This window comes from Promicromonospora xylanilytica (assembly GCF_054782895.1).
The window spans coordinates 1-14,091 of sequence record NZ_BAAGRP010000012.1; the positions used below are offsets into that span (position 1 = coordinate 1).

17 protein-coding genes are annotated in these 14,091 nt (G+C 71.8%); 13 read left to right on the plus strand and 4 right to left on the minus strand.

Going from position 1 to position 14,091, the window contains the following annotated elements; genetic code table 11:
* Positions 1 to 257 precede the first annotated feature (257 nt).
* Together ACYVK7_RS13535 and ACYVK7_RS13540 are read right to left on the minus strand one after the other, a co-directional pair.
* A complete protein-coding gene (locus ACYVK7_RS13535) occupies positions 258 to 1,799 on the minus strand; it encodes an MFS transporter (protein ID WP_460888245.1) in 1,542 nt (513 codons plus the stop codon).
* Positions 1,796 to 2,851 (minus strand): alcohol dehydrogenase catalytic domain-containing protein, encoded by a 1,056-nt coding sequence (locus ACYVK7_RS13540; RefSeq protein WP_460888246.1) that lies wholly within the window; start codon positions 2,849 to 2,851, stop codon positions 1,796 to 1,798. Before ACYVK7_RS13540 ends, ACYVK7_RS13535 begins: the two co-directional genes overlap by 4 nt.
* 133 nt (positions 2,852 to 2,984) lie before the next feature.
* On the opposite strand from ACYVK7_RS13540, the gene soxR reads away from it, so the two are divergent.
* The 3 genes from soxR to ACYVK7_RS13555 all read left to right on the plus strand — a co-directional run bounded on the left by soxR (position 2,985) and on the right by ACYVK7_RS13555 (position 4,667).
* Positions 2,985 to 3,473: a redox-sensitive transcriptional activator SoxR gene (gene soxR / locus ACYVK7_RS13545; RefSeq protein WP_460888247.1), complete on the plus strand. Its 489-nt coding sequence runs from the start codon at positions 2,985 to 2,987 to the stop codon at positions 3,471 to 3,473.
* A gap of 87 nt (positions 3,474 to 3,560) precedes the next feature.
* Positions 3,561 to 4,148 carry a hypothetical protein gene (locus tag ACYVK7_RS13550; RefSeq protein ID WP_460888248.1) on the plus strand — a complete coding sequence of 196 codons (588 nt, stop codon included), beginning with the start codon at positions 3,561 to 3,563 and terminating at the stop codon, positions 4,146 to 4,148.
* A 60-nt stretch (positions 4,149 to 4,208) separates the two neighbouring features.
* A complete protein-coding gene (locus ACYVK7_RS13555; RefSeq protein ID WP_460888249.1) occupies positions 4,209 to 4,667 on the plus strand; it encodes a type II 3-dehydroquinate dehydratase in 459 nt (152 codons plus the stop codon).
* Positions 4,668 to 4,710: 43 nt separating this feature from the next.
* Here the strand turns inward: ACYVK7_RS13555 and ACYVK7_RS13560 are convergent, their stop codons facing one another.
* Both ACYVK7_RS13560 and ACYVK7_RS13565 read right to left on the minus strand, forming a co-directional pair.
* Positions 4,711 to 5,535, minus strand: a complete 825-nt coding sequence (locus ACYVK7_RS13560) for a hypothetical protein (RefSeq protein ID WP_460888250.1) — start codon at positions 5,533 to 5,535, stop codon at positions 4,711 to 4,713.
* 7 nt (positions 5,536 to 5,542) lie between these two features.
* Positions 5,543 to 6,196, minus strand: coding sequence for a sigma factor-like helix-turn-helix DNA-binding protein (locus tag ACYVK7_RS13565; RefSeq protein WP_460888251.1), 654 nt, complete (start codon positions 6,194 to 6,196; stop codon positions 5,543 to 5,545).
* An 80-nt stretch (positions 6,197 to 6,276) separates the two neighbouring features.
* Here ACYVK7_RS13565 and ACYVK7_RS13570 point away from each other — a divergent pair, with 80 nt between their 5' ends.
* From ACYVK7_RS13570 to ACYVK7_RS13615, 10 genes are all read left to right on the plus strand, one after another.
* Positions 6,277 to 6,900 carry a hypothetical protein gene (locus tag ACYVK7_RS13570; RefSeq protein WP_460888252.1) on the plus strand — a complete coding sequence of 208 codons (624 nt, stop codon included), beginning with the start codon at positions 6,277 to 6,279 and terminating at the stop codon, positions 6,898 to 6,900.
* 126 nt (positions 6,901 to 7,026) lie between these two features.
* A complete protein-coding gene (gene efp / locus ACYVK7_RS13575) occupies positions 7,027 to 7,590 on the plus strand; it encodes an elongation factor P (protein WP_460888253.1) in 564 nt (187 codons plus the stop codon).
* Positions 7,591 to 7,644: 54 nt separating this feature from the next.
* Complete coding sequence (nusB, locus tag ACYVK7_RS13580) at positions 7,645 to 8,061, plus strand: transcription antitermination factor NusB (RefSeq protein ID WP_460888254.1); 417 nt, start codon at positions 7,645 to 7,647, stop codon at positions 8,059 to 8,061.
* 13 nt (positions 8,062 to 8,074) lie between these two features.
* Complete coding sequence (locus tag ACYVK7_RS13585) at positions 8,075 to 9,277, plus strand: MFS transporter (RefSeq protein ID WP_460888255.1); 1,203 nt, start codon at positions 8,075 to 8,077, stop codon at positions 9,275 to 9,277.
* A gap of 92 nt (positions 9,278 to 9,369) precedes the next feature.
* A complete protein-coding gene (locus tag ACYVK7_RS13590; RefSeq protein ID WP_460888256.1) occupies positions 9,370 to 9,843 on the plus strand; it encodes an SRPBCC domain-containing protein in 474 nt (157 codons plus the stop codon).
* Positions 9,837 to 10,175 carry an ArsR/SmtB family transcription factor gene (locus ACYVK7_RS13595; protein WP_460888257.1) on the plus strand — a complete coding sequence of 113 codons (339 nt, stop codon included), beginning with the start codon at positions 9,837 to 9,839 and terminating at the stop codon, positions 10,173 to 10,175. Before ACYVK7_RS13590 ends, ACYVK7_RS13595 begins: the two co-directional genes overlap by 7 nt.
* A gap of 155 nt (positions 10,176 to 10,330) precedes the next feature.
* Complete coding sequence (pyrR, locus tag ACYVK7_RS13600; RefSeq protein ID WP_460888258.1) at positions 10,331 to 10,975, plus strand: bifunctional pyr operon transcriptional regulator/uracil phosphoribosyltransferase PyrR; 645 nt, start codon at positions 10,331 to 10,333, stop codon at positions 10,973 to 10,975.
* Positions 10,972 to 12,039, plus strand: coding sequence for an aspartate carbamoyltransferase catalytic subunit (locus ACYVK7_RS13605; RefSeq protein ID WP_460888259.1), 1,068 nt, complete (start codon positions 10,972 to 10,974; stop codon positions 12,037 to 12,039). The genes pyrR and ACYVK7_RS13605 overlap by 4 nt, the downstream gene beginning before the upstream one ends.
* Positions 12,036 to 13,442 (plus strand): dihydroorotase, encoded by a 1,407-nt coding sequence (locus ACYVK7_RS13610; protein WP_460888260.1) that lies wholly within the window; start codon positions 12,036 to 12,038, stop codon positions 13,440 to 13,442. Before ACYVK7_RS13605 ends, ACYVK7_RS13610 begins: the two co-directional genes overlap by 4 nt.
* The gene (locus ACYVK7_RS13615; protein ID WP_460888261.1) at positions 13,439 to 14,086 is read left to right on the plus strand and encodes a PH-like domain-containing protein; all 648 of its coding nucleotides are present in this window, start codon (positions 13,439 to 13,441) and stop codon (positions 14,084 to 14,086) included. The genes ACYVK7_RS13610 and ACYVK7_RS13615 overlap by 4 nt, the downstream gene beginning before the upstream one ends.
* Positions 14,087 to 14,091: the final 5 nt, after the last annotated feature.

The window sequence follows — 14,091 nt, forward strand, 5'->3', positions numbered from 1 at the left end:
GGAGCACTGCTCGAGACCGGATGGGCCTTCACCGACGCCCGCGGCCACCGCATCCGACTACCCGAAGCCCTCGAACCCCTACCACCCCCAGATGCCGAAGCTGCCTGACCACCAGACGCCCGGCAACACCGCGACGTACACGGCCGAAGCCACCTGTCCGTGAGCCAGGCCGCCTCCGCGACGGTCATCTCCGAATCGCAAGGGACGGATAGTGGGGACGAAGCACAGGGGGATCGCGCGGAGACGGCAAGGGAGGATCACGACGCGCGGATCGCACGAGGCCGGCCTGCCATGGTCCGGACCAGCCGGGTCCGGCCTGCCAGCAGCGCGCTCGTCAACGCCAGCAAGGCCGTCACCCCGAGCACCGCCGCGTATGCCGGCAGGCCCACGACGTCGTGCAGTGTCCACAGCAACGCGCCGGTCGCCGAGGACGCGGCGGCGGCGGCGACCGCGTCGGCCACCTGCAGCGCCGACGACGCCGAGCCCTGCTCGTGCGGCTCTGCCAGCTCCAGCGTGAGGACCGACAGGGTCGGGTAGACCAGGCCCATCCCGCTGCCGGACAGCACCCAGAACGCCATCCCCAATCCCGCAGGCACGTCCTGGAGCACGAGGACCGCCGCTCCCGCCATCCCGAGAGCCAGCAGGATTCCACCGAGGCGCACATACCCCGCATGGCTCAGACGCAGTACGTCGCGGCCCCGCACCCACGACGCCGCGGACCAGCCGAGCGCCCCCACCGTCAGGATCAGGCCGGCGCCCGCGGGACTCAGCTGGCGCTCGTGCACCAGGAGCAGCGGAAGCAGCACCTCAGCGCCCACGAACGCCGCCGACACCAGGGCCCGCACCGAGATGACGGCAGGCAGTCCGCGCCCGGCCCGCAGCACGTCCAGGGCAAGATGCAGTGCCCGCGGCGCGGCAGGCCCCGGCCGCGCGACGGCGCCGCGTTCGTCCGCGACAGGTCCGTCCCCGACAGGCCCGTCCCCGACAGGCCCGTCCGCGACAGGTCCGCCCGCGACAGGCCCGTCCCCGACAGGTCCGTCCGCGACAGGTCCGTCCGCGACAGGTCCGTCCGCGACAGGCCCGTCCGCGACAGGCCCGTCCGTGGCAAGGCCCCAGTCCGGTCCAGGCCGGGTGCCGCGGGCCGCCGTGAGCCCCGGCCGCATCAGGAGCGCGGCGGGGACGGTGAGCACGGCCGCACCGAGAAACACCCAGCGCCAGCCCAGGTGCTCCACGACGAGGCCGGCCAGCCCGGGACCCACGATCGCCGGCACCACCCATGCGGCGGCGAACGCCGAGAACACGCCGGCCCGCCGCTCGGGCGCGAACACGCGGGCGACCAGCACGTACAGGGCGACACCGTAGAGACCGTTGCCAACGCCCTGCACGGCACGTCCGGCGACGAGGGCGCCCATGCCGGACGCGGTTCCCGCGACGACGAGCCCGGCCACGAAGAGTGCCACGCCGGTCCACATCGCCGGCGTCGGGCCGCTGCGATCGCACCAGCGCCCGGCGGCGAGCATCCCCGCCACGCTCGTCGCGAACGTCACCGCGAACGCGAGCGTGTAGTGCCGTAGGCCGTCCAGGTCCACGGCTACCGTCGGCATCGCCGTGGACACCGCGAGCGACTCGAAAGCCCCGAGCGAGCAGAGCGCGATCATTCCCGCGACGACCAGACGCCGCGCGCCCTCGCCGAGCCGGTCCGACGGCGCTACCGGTCCAGCCGGCGTCGTCGTGGCGGACGGCGCCTCCGTGTCGGGCGCCGGTGTGTCCGGTGAGACGGGCCGGACGGTCGCGGTCACACCAGCACCACCTTGCCGGTGGTGCGGCGCTCCTCGAGCTCCCGGTGGGCGCGTGCGGCGTCGGCGAACGGCACGCGGTGCGTCAGCACACGCCACCGGCCCGACGCCGCCCGCGCGAGTGCCCGCTCCTGGTACGGGCGCTGGTCCAGCATCGGGGGAGCGTCGGGTCCGACCGCGTAACGCACCTCGACCGCCGACTCGATCCGGTCAGCGTCTGCCCAGGATGTGTAGCGGTTGGGAGCTCCGGAGGCCCAGCCGTACGCGACGAGCCGTGGCGTTGCCGGACCGGCGGCGCCGTCGGGTCCGCTCAGCAGGGTCGTGGCGGCGGTGCCGACGTCGCCGCCCACGCCGTCGAGCACGAGGGTCGCGCCGACGCCCGCCAGGGCGGCACGTGCGGCGTCGACCCAGTCGGTGGCCGTGTAGTCGACGAGCGTGAGACGGCCGGACGCGCCGTCGGACGCCCCGTCGGACAGAGCGTCGGGCAGCAGCTCGCGAAGACTCCGCAGCTTGGTCTCGCCGCCTGCCAGCGCGATGACGCGTGCGCCGGAGCTCAGCGCCTCCTGGACAAAAAGCGTGCCGAGCCCGCCCGCGGCAGCGGTCACCACAACCACGTCGTCAGCCGTCACCGCGGCGATGTCGAGTGTGTAGACCGCCATGCGGCCGGTGCCGATCATGGCTGTCGCGTCAGCCGGGTCGAGGTGCTCGGGGATCATGTGCAGGTTCTCTGCGGCGACGGCCACCCGCCGGGCGTACCCGCCGCCGTCCGGGACCCGGCCGAGATGGGCCGCCACGCGCCGTCCCACCCACGAGGCGTCGACGCCGGTGCCGACAGCGGCGACCGTGCCGGCGACCTCGCGCCCCGGCACCGTCGGGAGGCTCGGCAGGGGGAGCGGGGGGCCGCTCTCGCCCCGGCGGACGGTGGTGTCGAGGAGGTGCACGCCGTGCGCGACCGCGTCGACGAGCACCTGGCCGGGACCGGGGACGGGGTCAGGGATCTGCTCGAGCGTGAGGACCTCGGGCGGCCCGAAGGAGTGGTGTCTGATGGCGTCCATGCCGTCATCCTTTAACCTGAACCAAAGTTGAGGTCAACCGTGATCGGAGACGCGGCCGGCCGGAGTCGTGGAGAGCGCGTCGTGGAGAGCCCGTCGCGCAGAACTTGTCGCGCAGAGCAACCGGAGGTAGCAGATGGACGCAGTCAGTCCCCAGGTCCCGTGGGACCGTGACGAGCTCACGGTCGGAGACCTCGCGGCGCGGAGCGGCGTATCGGTGTCGGCGTTGCACTTCTACGAGCGCAAGGGGCTCATCGCGAGCCGCCGTACGTCGGGCAACCAGCGACGGTACCGGCGCGAGACGCTGCGGCGCGTGGCGTTCATCCGGGTGTCGCAACGGGTCGGCATCCCGCTCGCGGACATCGGTGCGGCGCTCGACACGCTGCCCGGCGACCGCACGCCCACCGCGAAGGACTGGCGCCGCATCTCGCAGGCGTGGCACGACGACCTCGACGCACGGATCGAGCAGCTGTCACGGCTGCGCGACCATCTCACCGACTGCATCGGATGCGGCTGCCTCTCCCTGCGCCGGTGTGCACTGACCAACCCGCACGACGAGCTCGCCGAGGCCGGCCCCGGTCCGCGGACGCTGCTGGTGGAGAGGCTCGACCCGGATCAGACGTGAGTGTCTGTGACCAGCGGTAGCGTGCGCGAACGCCGGCCATCACCGGCGATGACACCGGCGGCGGCAGCGCCGGGACCGAGGAGAGCTGTGGGCACGTACTACGAGTGGGTAGCCGATCTGGACGCGACCGAGGCCGATGCGGCCCGGCTGGGCCGGCGGGTCGTGGAGGCTCTGGTGGAGCGCGAGGTCCTGCTCCCGGAACTGTCTCCCCATGCGGCCCTCGGTGCTGACGGTCATCCCGCGGGTCCGGCGTGGGCGCAGACCGTGGCGCAGTCGGCGTCGGGGGAGCCGCCGTGGGGCGTCGAGGTCCGGGTGGGCCGGGACCTGCACAGCGGCGGGCAGTACGGCGTCGACTCCGTGACCTGCCCGAGTTGCTCGGTCCGGAGGGGATTCTTCGGCCCACCGGAGGAGTTCGGCCCGACGTGCACCGATGACGAAGGGCTGCGCTGGTTCTACGACGCGGCAGCGGCCCGGCGCGACGGCGGCGAGGCCGACCTGGCGTGCCGGGCGTGCGGTGCGGCTGCGCCGGTCACCGAGTGGCAGATCGACGGTGCGGCGCTCGCCCACCTGGGCTTCGTCTTCTGGGGCTGGGGCGAGCTCAAGGAGGACGTGGCGCGCTGGATCGCCGAGGCGACCGGCGGGCACCGCGTCGCGGCCCGGAGCGGCAAGGTCTGACGGGACGGCACGCCCGAGACACGACGGCGACAGTGCACCAGGGCTACTAGGCTCACGGCCATGGCTTCTGCACTGCCCCGTGTCCTGGTGCTCAACGGACCCAATCTTGGTCGGCTCGGTGTTCGCGAGCCTGAGATCTACGGGCACGCCTCGATGGCGGATCTCAGGACCGCGGCCGCGAAGTGGGGTGCGGAGCTGGGGCTCGAGGTCGAGGTGCGGCAGACGGACGGCGAGTCGGAGATCGTCGGCTGGCTTCATGAGGCCGTCGACACCGGCGCCCACGTCGTGCTCAACCCGGCGGCGTTCACGCACTACTCCTACGCGCTGCGCGACGCCGCCGCCCAGGTCGCCACGGCGGACCTCCTGCTCGTCGAGGTGCACCTCTCCAACCCTGCGACCAGGGAGTCGTTCAGGCACTACTCGGTGGTGGCAGGGGTCGCGACCGGCACGGTGGCGGGGTTCGGGTTCGACTCCTACCGGCTGGCGCTGTCGGCGATCGCGGGGAAGCTGGGCCAGTAGAAGCGGGTGCCTTCATTATCCGAAAATTAAGTGCATCGCTCAACTATTCCCAGACGAGCATCGCCAGGCCGAGCCCGCCGAGGGCCAGGAGCCAGCTGGCAAAGCTGCCGATGAGAAAGTACTCGGTGACGGGGTTGGGGCCGTGGTCGACCGGTACGGCGGTGGGTTCCGTGTCGGCGCCTTTTCCAGAGCCTTCGGTGCCTGCGGTCTGAATGATGATGGGCGGGGGACCGCTGGCGCCTCTCGATTCACTGGCAGCCAGTTCGGGGAAGCGGAGCAGGCCCTTGGCTCCCACCACGACCGCCGCGGCCGTCAGGTTTCCGGCAAGCCCGAGCCCGACGATGAAGAGCCGCTCCATCGGCCCGAGCACGCGCCCGCTTCGCAGGCGCGCAGAGCCTTCCTTGCTGGGCACCTTGACGGCCTCGAGGATGAGCCGTACGAGCAGGTTCGCGGTAGCGACCTGGAAGAGCGCGATGCCGCCGACGAGGATGACGCGTGCGACGGGAAGCTCTGACAGCGGGCCTGGCACCCAGCTCGGCCACGTCGTGCGCGCGGCGTCTCCGAAGAGGAGGGCGGTGACGATGCCCAGGCTGACTGCCGAGAAGGCGATGGCGAGCCCGGGTGCCTCGCCGATCGCACGTGCGATGACGCCGTCGTGCACCCACACGGCAAGAAGGATCGCGAGCGGTATACCAACGGCTGATCCGGTCACCGCTGGGACGCCACCGGCTGCCAGTAAGGCGCCCAGTGTGACAAGTCCAGCGGTCAGTGCGGCGTAACGGCGGGCGGGAGAGACCCGCCCCTGGCTGGTGTCGCGGATCGCGTCGGTCACACCCAGTGCCGCGAGGAATGCTCCGAGGACTGCCATCCGTGCATCACGCCTTTCCGAACAGGGTCTGCGCGTCGCGAAGGGCGCTCACACCCTTCGCGAACGCCTGGCTCACGGCCGAGGGAGAGATGCTCTCCCGCTCGGCGATGTCCTTCTGGGACTCGCCGTGGAGTGTGAGGAGAAGCATCCGCCGCTGGCGGTGGTTGAGTGTATCGACGAGGCCGTCACGTGCAACGAGGAAAGCGTTGACGGCTGCGGGCCGGGGCCATTCGAGGTCCGAGGGTCCCACGTACCTCGTACCAGATCTCTTGCCGAGCGAATCGATCGCATCGCGAGCCGTATGCCATCCCGGGCCGTCCTGGCGAATCGGCTGGGTCTCGAGCTCGAACACCCTGACATCGCCCATGCCTATCCCGAAACGCATCGTGACCAGCTCAGGTGTCGGTTCTGCGGAAGGGTCGGGCGGGGTCGGCGGGTGGGCAAGTCGGTTGAGCTCGAGCCGGATGAGCAAGGTCGCGAGCGTCGCGTCGGCGACGGTCTCGAACCCGCCTTGTATCTCATCGCCGAACGTCGGCTCGAGCCGCTGTGCGAGCTGCACGACACTGCTGACCCTGAGGAGGGTCGTGACGACCGCCTGCTGCGCCCGTGCCCGGTCCTTGAGTGCGCGGGAGCCGACGATGTCGCCGATAAGAGTGAACACCAATCAAGCCTATACCTTAATTGGTGTTCAGGTAAGGATATGACTTAATATGACTGTCCTTCAGCCTAGACGTGCGGCAGGTGGCGCTCGCGCGGGTAGGCTCGCCCGAGCGGCGGCGTCGAGCGAGGTCAGGGGGCGATATGAGCCGGTGGGCCATGGGGCGTGCGCGGCGTGATTCGGCGCGGCTGACCCGGATGCCGGACGCCGGTGGCGATGCCGCCGACGCACAGTTTGTCCAGTCGATGCTCCAGTTGACGATCACCAACGCCGACCTCAAGACGAGCGTGCTCGTGGGCGCGATCGCGCTGACCTTTGGCGTCGGGACGCCGGCGCTCCCGTTCTCCCAGGCGTTGGAGCCCGGAGCCTGGCTGGCCGTGGTCGGCGCCGGGATCGGGGTCGTCGCGATCGTCCTGTGCGGTGTCGCGGGCCTGTACCTGGTGTTGTCGCTCCGCCCTCGCATGAAGCACCGTGAGTTCTCCCGCTACTCCCTGCCGGACATCGCCGCGGCGTCCGTTGACGACCTGGTGGCGACCGGTCCTGAGAAGGATCGGCGCGAGGCGTGGGTCCAGGTGAAGAACCTCGCGGACATCTCAGCGCAGAAGCACGCGCATATTCGACGGGCACTGGCCTTCTACCCGGTTTCAGTAATCCTGATGGTCGTCGCGGCGGCCATCGGCGTGGTCGTCCGTACCGGCGCCGGGTAGGCGAGTGTGCTCGCCCCCGTCCGTTAGACTTGACCGCTGCTGCTTGACACCCCCGCATGATCCCCCGGCCGCCGGCTCAGCGTCGGCGTGCGCCGGGTACACCTTCACCGACACAGGAAGACGAACGTGGCTACCTCCAACGACATCAAGAACGGCACCGTGCTCCGGATCGACGGCAACCTGTGGTCGGTCATCGAATTCCAGCATGTCAAGCCGGGCAAAGGTGGAGCGTTCGTCCGCACGAAGATGAAGAACGTGCTGTCCGGCAAGGTCGTCGACAAGACGTTCAACGCGGGTGTCAAGGTCGAGACCGCGAACGTCGACCGCCGCGACTTCCAGTACCTGTACATGGACGGCGAGGACTTCGTCTTCATGGACACCGACACGTACGACCAGGTGAACGTGTCCGCCGCGATCGTCGGCGACGCGAAGGACTACATGCTCGAGGGCATGAACGTCATGCTGGCCTCGAACGACGGCACGCCGCTGTACATCGAGCTCCCGACGTCCGTGGTCCTGGAGATCACGTACACGGAGCCGGGCCTGCAGGGCGACCGCTCCACCGGTGGCACCAAGCCGGCCACCCTCGAGACGGGCGCGGAGATCCAGGTCCCCCTGTTCCTCGAGCAGGGTGTCAAGGTGAAGGTCGACACGCGCACGGGCGACTACCTCGGTCGCGTCACTGACTGACGGGCAGCAGCCCCAGCAGGTTTCGTAGCAGAGTTTTCGGAGCAGAGAGAGACCATGGGCGCACGCACCAAGGCGCGCAAGCGCGCCGCCGACATCCTCTTCGAGGCGGAGCAGCGGGGCATCGACCCGCTGACGCTCCTCGCCGACCGCGTGGCCGTCCCGCACACCGAGGCGGCAGTGCCGGAGTACACGGTCGACATCGTCGAGGGTGTGGTCGCCAACCGCGACCGCATCGACGAGGTGCTGGAGACGTACTCGCAGGGCTGGACGCTCCAGCGCATGCCGGCGGTCGACCGCGCGTTGCTCCGGATCGGTTCCTGGGAGGTCCTCTTCAACGACGAGGTGCCCGACGCCGTCGCGCTGGACGAGGCGGTCGACCTCGCCGGCGACCTGTCCACCGACGACTCGCCCGCCTTCGTGAACGGCCTCCTCGGTCGGGTCAAGGACCTGAAGCCGACCCTGCTGGCATAAGCCCGCGGCGCGCGTGAGTACCGGTCCCGGCGCTGAACGGTTCGACGAGAGACGTCTGCTCGTCGCCCTGTTCGGCGCCGGGACCGCTGCGTTCGCGCAGCTCTACGCGCCGCAGTCCGTCCTGCCCGACGCCGCCCGCGAGCTCGCGACGTCGGCCTCCGCGACGGCGCTGCTCGTCTCCGCCGCGACGCTCGGTCTGGCGGTGGGCGTCCTGCCCTGGGCCTGGGTGGCCGACCGGGTCGGACGGGTCCGGTCGATGACCATCGCGATGCTGGGGGCGACCGCCGTCGGCCTGGCCGTCCCGTTCGCGCCCTCGTTCGGGCTGATCGTCGCGGGACGAGCCGTCGAAGGGCTGCTCGTCGCGGGCGTGCCCGCCGTCGCCATGGCGTACCTGACCGAGATGCTCACCGAGAGCGGCGGGGCGTCAGCGGTGCCGCGCGCCGCCGGCACGTACGTGGCGGGCACGTCGATGGGCGGGCTCCTGGGGCGCCTGGTGTCCGGCGGTGTCGCGGAGCTGTTCGGGTGGCGCGCGGGTGTGGGTGCCGTCGCCCTCGCCTGCCTGGTCGCGGCCGGCGTCTTCGTCTGGCTGGCGCCGCGGGACCGCGTGGCGAGCAGGCGGCAGGAGCGCGAGGTGCACGACGACGGCGGTGCGGCGGCCGGGGGGCTGCGGGTGCTGCTCACCCCGCGGCTGCTCGCGCTCGACGCGCAGGGCCTGCTGCTCATGGGCGGCTTCGTGGCGGTCTACAACTACCTCGGCTTTCGCCTCACCGACGCGCCGTTCGGCCTGTCGGCCGGGGCGGTGAGCCTCGTCTTCCTCGCGTACCTGGCGGGGACGTGGTCGTCGGCGCGGACGGGGCGGCTCGTGGTCCGGCACGGACGGCGCCGGGTGCTGATCGTCTCGACCGGGGTGATGGCGGCCGGTGTGCTGGCCACGCTGTCCGGCCGGCTGCCGATCGTCCTGACGGGCCTGGTGGTGCTGACCGCGGGGTTCTTCGGCGCGCACGCGGTGGCGAGCGGGTGGACGCCGGTCGCCGCCCCGCAGGCGAGGACCCAGGCGGCCGCCGTCTACAACCTGGCGTACTACGCGGGATCCAGCGTGTTCGGCTGGCTCGGCGGTGTCGGCTTCGCGCTCGGGGGGTGGCCGGGCACCGTGGCGATGGTGCTCGTCCTGGTGGCCGTCGCGGCAGGCCTGGCGGCTGCGGTGCTCCGGGAGTGAGCCGCGGTGCAACTACTGGGTTGCATAACATCGTCCGGGGGTGCATGATCAAAGTGCAACCTGTTAATTGCGCATCGACCCGGAGGAACGCCATGACCACCACCCAGCCTCGCGCGACCGTCGACCTCGACGCGCGAACCGTCACCCGTACCGTCCGCGTGGCCGCCGGACCCGCCGCGGTCTGGCGTGCGATCTCCGAGCCCGAGCACATCGCGGGCTGGTTCGGCGACGGGTGCGAGACCGACGACGGCGGCCCGCTCGCCGCCGGCACCCGCGGCCGCCTGCACTTCGAGGGCTACGGCTGGTTCCCCTTCGAGGTCACCCGCGTCGAGCCCGGCCGCCTGCTCGCCTACCGGTGGGGGCAGTCCGCCGAGGAACCCGAGCGCATGACCGAGGCCGAGTTCACGGTGCGCCCCGACGGCGACGCGACGTACCTCACCGTGTACGAGTCCGGCTTCGGCGGAGACACCGACGACGCGGTGCGCGCCGCCCTGGACGGCAACCGCGAGGGCTGGGACGGCGAGCTCGACGAGCTGGTCGAGTACGTCGAGTCGCGGGCATGGTGAGCGTGGCGGGCTCGCCCGTCGCCGCGTTCGCGGCCCTTGCCGACGAGACCCGCTGGACGGTGCTGGAGACGCTGGCGCAGGAAGACGATGGCCTGACCGCGTCGGCCCTCGCGGATCGCCTGCCCGTCACCCGGCAGGCGATCGCGAAGCATCTCGCCGTGCTGGAGGCGGCCGGGCTGGTCGCATCCCGGACGGTGGGCCGCGAGCGCCGCTACAGCGCTCTCGGCGCGGAGCTGACGGCGCTGGGCCGGCGGCTGGAGCGCATCGGGGACGCGTGGGAGGCCCGGCTGGGTCGCCTCGCGCGCATCGCCGAGGACCTGGAGCGCGGCTGACCGTGCCCGCGCCGGTGTGAGCAACGCCGCTCCGGCGGGTGCCCGCACCGGCGTCGGGCACAGGTCCGGCGCGTTAAGGTGGTGGCTGTCAGACTCCCTTTAAACCCGTCCGGTGAGGCGGAGAAGGAGGTCGCCAGATGAATCCTGGCAGCCGCATGCCCGAATCCAGTGCCCACCCCGGCGTCGTCGCCGAACGGACGGTGCTCGGTGAGGCCGATATCGCCCGGGCGCTGACCCGCATCGCCCACGAGATCGTGGAGCGGAACAAGGGTGCCGCCGACGTCCTCCTGCTGGGCATCCCGACGCGCGGCGTGCAGCTGGCCGACAGGCTGGCCGAGCGCCTGGCGCAGATCGAGCCCTCCTTCGGCGGCGAGTACGGCACGCTCGACGTGACGATGTACCGCGACGACCTGCGCCGCCAGCCCACGCGCGCCGTCGGGCAGACGGTCCTGCCGGGCAGCCTCGACGGCACCATCGACGACAAGGTCGTGGTCCTGGTGGATGACGTCCTGTTCTCCGGCCGCACCATCCGCGCCGCGCTCGACGCCCTGAACGACCTGGGCCGCCCACGGGTGGTGCAGCTCGCAGCCCTGGTGGACCGTGGTCACCGCGAGCTCCCTATCCGCGCGGACTACGTGGGCAAGAACCTGCCCACGTCGCGCAGCGAGCGTGTGCGGGTCCGGCTGGCGGACGTCGACGGCGGTGTGGACGCCGTGGTGATCAGCGCGACCCCGACGGGCACAGCCCCGACAGGCACAGCTCCGACAGGCACAGCCGGCGAGAGCGGGGGTGCGCGGTGAAGCACCTGCTGACCACCCAGGGCCTGTCCAAGGACGACGCGATCCTGCTGCTGGACACCTCGGCGCAGATGGCCGCCACGCAGTCCCGGGAGAACAAGAAGCTGCCCACGCTGCGCGGGCGCACCGTGGTGAACCTGTTCTACGAGGACTCCACGCGTACCCGGATCTCGTTCGAGACGGCGGCCAAGCGGCTGTCGGCCGACGTCATCAACTTCTCGGCCAAGGGGTCGAGCGTCTCCAAGGGCGAGTCCCTGAAGGACACGGCCCTCACGCTGCACGCCATGGGCGCCGACGCCGTGGTGGTGCGCCACTCGGCCTCGGGTGCCGCGCACCAGCTGGCGCACGCGGGCTGGCTCGACGCGGGGGTGCTGAACGCCGGTGACGGCATGCACCAGCACCCCACGCAGGCCCTGCTGGACGCGTTCACGATCCGCCGCCACCTGGTAGGCAACGTCGGCACCCCCGGCCCCGGGGGCAGGCAGGGCACCGACACCTCGGTGGGTGCCGACCTGTCGGGGCTGCGGATCGCGATCGTGGGCGACGTGCTGCACTCGCGCGTGGCTCGCTCGAACGTGTACCTGTTGCACACCCTCGGCGCCGAGGTGACGCTGGTCGCGCCGCCCACGCTGGTCCCGGTGGGGGTCGAGGCCTGGCCGTGCCGGGTCTCGTACCACCTGGACGAGACGCTCGAGCAGTGGCAGCCCGATGGGGTCATGATGCTGCGGGTGCAGCGTGAGCGGATGTCCGGGGGATCGGGGTCGTTCTTCCCGAGCCCGATGGAGTACAGCCGGAAGTTCGGGTTCGACGCCCGTCGTCTCGCCGTGCTGCCCGACCACGCGATCGTGATGCACCCCGGGCCCATGAACCGCGGCCTGGAGATCTCGGCCGCGGCGGCCGACCACCCCCGCTCCGTGATCGTGGAGCAGGTGGCGAACGGCGTGGCCGTGCGGATGGCCGCCCTGTACCTGCTGCTCTCCGGCGACGACAGCGCGAGCACCGAGAAGACCAGCACCGGCAAGACCAGCACCGGCAAGACCAGCACCGACGAGAGGAATGCCCTGTGAGCACCCCAGAACCTGCGGCCTATGTCCTGCGTGGGGTACGTCCCTACGGCAAGGACCCGGTCGACGTCGTGCTCGCGGACGGCGTGATCGCCGCCCTGGGCGCGGCCGGGACGGTCGAGGTGCCCGAGGGGGCCGTCGAGGTCTCGGCGGGCGACGGGACGGTCGACGGGGACGGCCTCGTGCTGCTGCCCGGGCTGGTCGACCTGCACACGCACCTGCGCGAGCCCGGCCGGGAGGACGCCGAGACGGTGTTCTCCGGCACGCGGGCCGCCGCGGCCGGCGGCTTCACCGCCGTGCACGCCATGGCGAACACCACGCCGACGCAGGACACCGCGGGTGTCGTCGAGCAGGTGTACCGCCTCGGCCAGGAGGCCGGCTGGGTGGACGTGCACCCGGTCGGCGCCGTGACCGTCGGCCTGGGCGGCGAGAAGCTCGCGGAGCTGGGCGCCATGGCGGACTCCGGCGCCCGTGTCCGGGTGTTCTCCGACGACGGCAAGTGTGTGCACGACCCGGTGCTGATGCGCCGCGCGCTGGAGTACGTCAAGGCGTTCGACGGCGTCGTGGCCCAGCACGCGCAGGAGCCGCGCCTGACCGAGGGCGCCCAGATGAACGAGGGCGTCGTCTCCGCGCAGATCGGCCTGACGGGCTGGCCCGCCGTGGCCGAGGAGTCGATCATCGCGCGTGACGTGCTGCTGGCCGAGCACGTCGGCTCGCGTCTGCACGTGTGCCACCTGTCCACCGCCGGCTCGGTGGAGATCATCCGCTGGGCCAAGGGCCGAGGGATCGACGTCACCGCCGAGGTGACGCCGCACCACCTGGTCCTCACGGACGATCTCGCCCGCGACTACGACCCGGTGTTCAAGGTGAACCCGCCGCTGCGTACCGCGAAGGACGTCGAGGCGGTCCGCGAGGGCCTGGCCGACGGCACCATCGACATCGTGGCGACCGACCACGCGCCCCACCCGGTCGAGGACAAGGACTGCGAGTGGTCGTCGGCCGCTTTCGGCATGACCGGCCTGGAGACCGCGCTGTCCGTCGTGCAGCAGACCATGGTCGACACGGGTCGCATGACCTGGGCCGACGTCGCCCGCGTGCTGTCGGAGAACCCGGCACGCATCGGCCGGATCACGGGGAGCCAGGGCCGCCCCCTGGCGGTGGGGGAGCCCGCCAACGTCACGCTGGTCGACCCGGGCGCCACCCGCACGATCGAGGGCCGCACCCAGGTCACGGCCAGCGACAACACGCCGTTCGCCGGCATGGAGCTGCCGGGTCGCGTGGTCGCGACGTTCCTGCGCGGCCGGGCCACGGTTCTCGACGGCGCGGTCGTGGACGGCACGGGTCTCGACGGCACGGGTCTCGACGGCACCGCAGCCGGCGCACCCCTCGAAGGGGCCGCCCGATGAAGATCCTCGCCGTCGCCCTGCTGGTCGCCCTCGCGATCTTCCTGGTGCTGTACGTGACCCTCATCGGCAGGCGCCGGCTCGCCCAGCGCACCACCACCCTGGTACCCCGGCCGCCCGGGGTCCCCGGTCCCGACGCCGTGGGCCCCGTGCGGTTCGGCCCTCTCGAGGCGGTCTACGTGTCCACGACGCTGCACGGCGACTGGCTCGCGCGCGTCGGCGCGCACGGCCTGGGCGACCGGTCGGCGGCGCTCGTGTCCGTGCACGACGGCGGCGTCCTGGTCGAGCGCGACGGCACCGAGGACCTGTGGGTCCCCGTGCACGCGATCCGCAGCGCGAGCCTCGCCCCCGGCATGGCGGGCAAGTACGTCGGCACGGACGGCCTCGTCGTCGTCACCTGGGCGGTACCGGAGGCCGACGACGTCGCGCCGGCCCTCGTCGACACCGGACTGCGCACGCGCCGTGCCCAGGACCGCGGCGGCCTCGTCGACGCCGTCCGGCACCTCCTCGCCGCCCAGCAGCCCACCCCGTCGCGGCCGCACGCCCAGCAGGACCAGCACGCCCAGCACGACCAGCACGCCCAGCAGTTCCAGCAGGACCCGCAGCATCCGCACCAGCAGGACCCGCACCAGCAGGAGGCCCGGTGACCATC